Origin of the sequence: Rhodococcus sp. EPR-134 (assembly GCF_001647205.1) — a bacterium.
GTDB lineage: Bacteria > Actinomycetota > Actinomycetes > Mycobacteriales > Mycobacteriaceae > Rhodococcus_F > Rhodococcus_F qingshengii.
This window is the reverse complement of the sequence record NZ_LVCT01000686.1, coordinates 1-2404: the sequence shown is the minus strand read 5'-3', so window position 1 is coordinate 2404 and position 2404 is coordinate 1. Positions and strand designations below refer to the sequence as shown.

Annotated in this window: 4 protein-coding genes; 2 read left to right on the top strand and 2 right to left on the bottom strand. The window is 61.4% G+C overall.

The window, feature by feature from the left end:
• The coding region (locus A2J01_RS30150; protein WP_156519448.1) for an aldehyde dehydrogenase family protein at nucleotides 1–677 on the top strand (677 nt) is incomplete at its 5' end.
• Between the two features lie 118 nt (nucleotides 678–795).
• Here A2J01_RS30150 and A2J01_RS30145 read toward each other — a convergent pair.
• Entirely contained in the window at nucleotides 796–1074 is a 279-nt protein-coding gene (locus A2J01_RS30145; RefSeq protein ID WP_003939940.1) for a hypothetical protein, read from the bottom strand.
• Between the two features lie 49 nt (nucleotides 1075–1123).
• Here A2J01_RS30145 and A2J01_RS30140 point away from each other — a divergent pair, with 49 nt between their 5' ends.
• Complete coding sequence (locus A2J01_RS30140; RefSeq protein WP_064114198.1) at nucleotides 1124–1567, top strand: hypothetical protein; 444 nt, start codon at nucleotides 1124–1126, stop codon at nucleotides 1565–1567.
• Nucleotides 1568–1571: 4 nt separating this feature from the next.
• On the opposite strand, the gene A2J01_RS30135 is transcribed toward A2J01_RS30140, so the two are convergent.
• On the bottom strand, nucleotides 1572–2404 hold an 833-nt coding region (locus A2J01_RS30135), incomplete at its 5' end, for an alpha/beta fold hydrolase (protein ID WP_231916124.1).

Sequence of the window (2404 nt, the reverse complement as noted above, 5' to 3'; positions counted from 1 at the left end):
CAGACGTGTTCATCGTCCTCGATTCCGACGACATGGATGCCACCGTCAAGTCCGCAACCAAGGCACGTCTGTCCAATGCCGGCCAGGCCTGCAACGCGGCCAAGCGTTTCATCGTCACCGAAGATTTCTACGACGACTTCACCAACAAGTTGGCGACGTCCTTCGAATCCGTCACTGCCGGTGACCCGTTGGACGAATCCACAGTCTTGGGTCCGCTCTCTTCGCAGAGCGCGGCAGACACTCTGATCGAGCAGATCGACGACGCTGTGTCCAAGGGTGCCACGCTGCTGACCGGTGGAAAGAAGATCGACGGCCCGGGCGCCTACGTTCAACCGACATTGCTCGCAGACGTGACACCGGACATGCGGGCCTACAGCGAAGAACTGTTCGGACCTGCCGGAGTCGTCTACAAGGTCAAGTCGGCCAGCGAGGCTGTGGAACTTGCCAATTCGTCGGTCTACGGTCTGAGCGGATCCGTCTGGAGCAGCGATCTCGATTCCGCCCGGTCGGTCGCCGCAGATCTCGACGTGGGAATGGCGTTCGTCAACGAGCACGGAACGACGTTGCCCGGTCTGCCCTTCGGCGGAGTCAAGCGCTCCGGAGTCGGCCGCGAGCTGGGTCCGTGGGGAATGGACGAGTTCGTCAACAAGAAGCTGCTCCGCGTCTCGAAGAAGTAGTTCGACACAGAAGTAGCTCGACACAGAAGTAGCTCGGCGCAAAGGAAGGCCCTGACCTCGATGGAGGTCGGGGCCTTTCCTCATAACCCACGGACCAGCAAGCGGGTCCGCTGCCTGGTCACTCGCTTGCCGGCGTGGCACCCCCACGAGTGAGGCTCCACCCGAACCTCGTCGCGATGACAGCTGACACCCAGCCCAACAGTGCACCCACCAGTGGAGCAGCGACGGCGGTGTAGATCGCCTCGTTGGAAACACCAACCGACACGGCGGAGTCACCGACGAAGGCGAAATCGGTTCGGGAGGCGAAGGACGCCCACTCGATCAGGCCGGAGACAACAATAATCAGGAACCCCAGCAGGAAGCCGAAGCCGGCCAGCAGAACGTGAAGTGCGCGCATCCGGTCAGTCTGCCTGTAACACCCACCCAGATAAAACCGACCTGCTGGTATGACACTTTCACGTATCGCTCGCACTTCCGTGATCGCCGCCGCCCTCTGCGCGGGCGCAGCCATCTGTTCCGCGACGTCAGCTTCCGCGGACGTAGTCGACGTCACGATCCTTCCGGGTCTCAGCAGCGGACCGACGACGCCGTACGGAGCGGGCTGCACGTATCTGGTGGTTGCCAGGACAGCAGCGTTGAACGAGCCGAACGTCTCGATTGTCGACATGAACCGGGCGTCGACCATGTTCCCGCAGGAACTGATCTGGGACACCGTCAATCCCTACTTCACCTTGCCGGTCGTACTCGGCCACGCCATCACGCTGTGGACTCCGACTGCACCGGGCGAACACTCTCTGATGGCCTACCAGACGTCCGCGGGCGGGCCGGTCGCAACGGTCATGGTCAATCCGGCCACCCCGATGGGTCCGGGGTGCGTCGTCGCACCCTGATCCGCTAGCCCTCCAAGAAGTCGACGAGCACCCGGTTGATTTCATCGGCGGGAACCATCGGAATGCTGTGATGCGAAGAAGCTTTCAGCACCTCGACACGCGCTGCGGGAACCCTCTCCCGCACTGACTTCGACACGGTTTCCGCATCATGCACCCGTCCGTCTTGTGCGAGGACCACCAGCAACTCGACATCCAGTGCGCTCAAGGCCTCCTTCGAAGGACGTCGAGGCACTACGAGATCGGGTCGCGGTAGATCCGAAGTGCCCACTTCCACAAGAGACAGCCAGTCGGAGTCGATACTCAACTCACCTGTCTCCCAATCCAACAGTCGCCGTCGGCGCGCTCGCGACGGGGAGAGCAACAGCGGAAGCGCACGCAGAAGGTAGCCCGCCTTCATGCCGGAGAAACTCGAATTAGGATCGAGCAGAACAAGTTTCCCGACACGATTCGGTCGATGCAGCGCAAAGGCCAACGCAATCATTGCGCCATAGGAATGTCCGATCACATCAACGGTGCCGGCCCCGGTGCAATCGACTATCGAGTCCATCCACTCGATCAGATCGTCGACGGACTTCATCGGATCACCATTCGGAACGCTCCGCCCGGCATCGCCCATGGTGTCGACAGCAAAGACACGCCGGGATTTCGACAGCGCCCCAACGTTGTCGAACCACACCGTCGAAGTGGCACCTCCCCCGGACAGAAGGATCAACGGCCGCGAGTCTGCATGCCCACAGACGTTCACATGCGTGTTACCGAACCGCCCCGCGAGATCCACACCCAGCGGTTTCTGCGGCCATTTGGTCAGTACAGCGTCGTATGCGCGATTGAAGTCCA

Coding starts and splice junctions, on each gene's coding strand:
- A2J01_RS30145 (WP_003939940.1), bottom strand. CDS start 1,074: ATGCGCGCACTTCACGTTCTGCTGGCCGGCTTCGGCTTCCTGCTGGGG.
- A2J01_RS30140 (WP_064114198.1), top strand. CDS start 1,124: ATGACACTTTCACGTATCGCTCGCACTTCCGTGATCGCCGCCGCCCTC.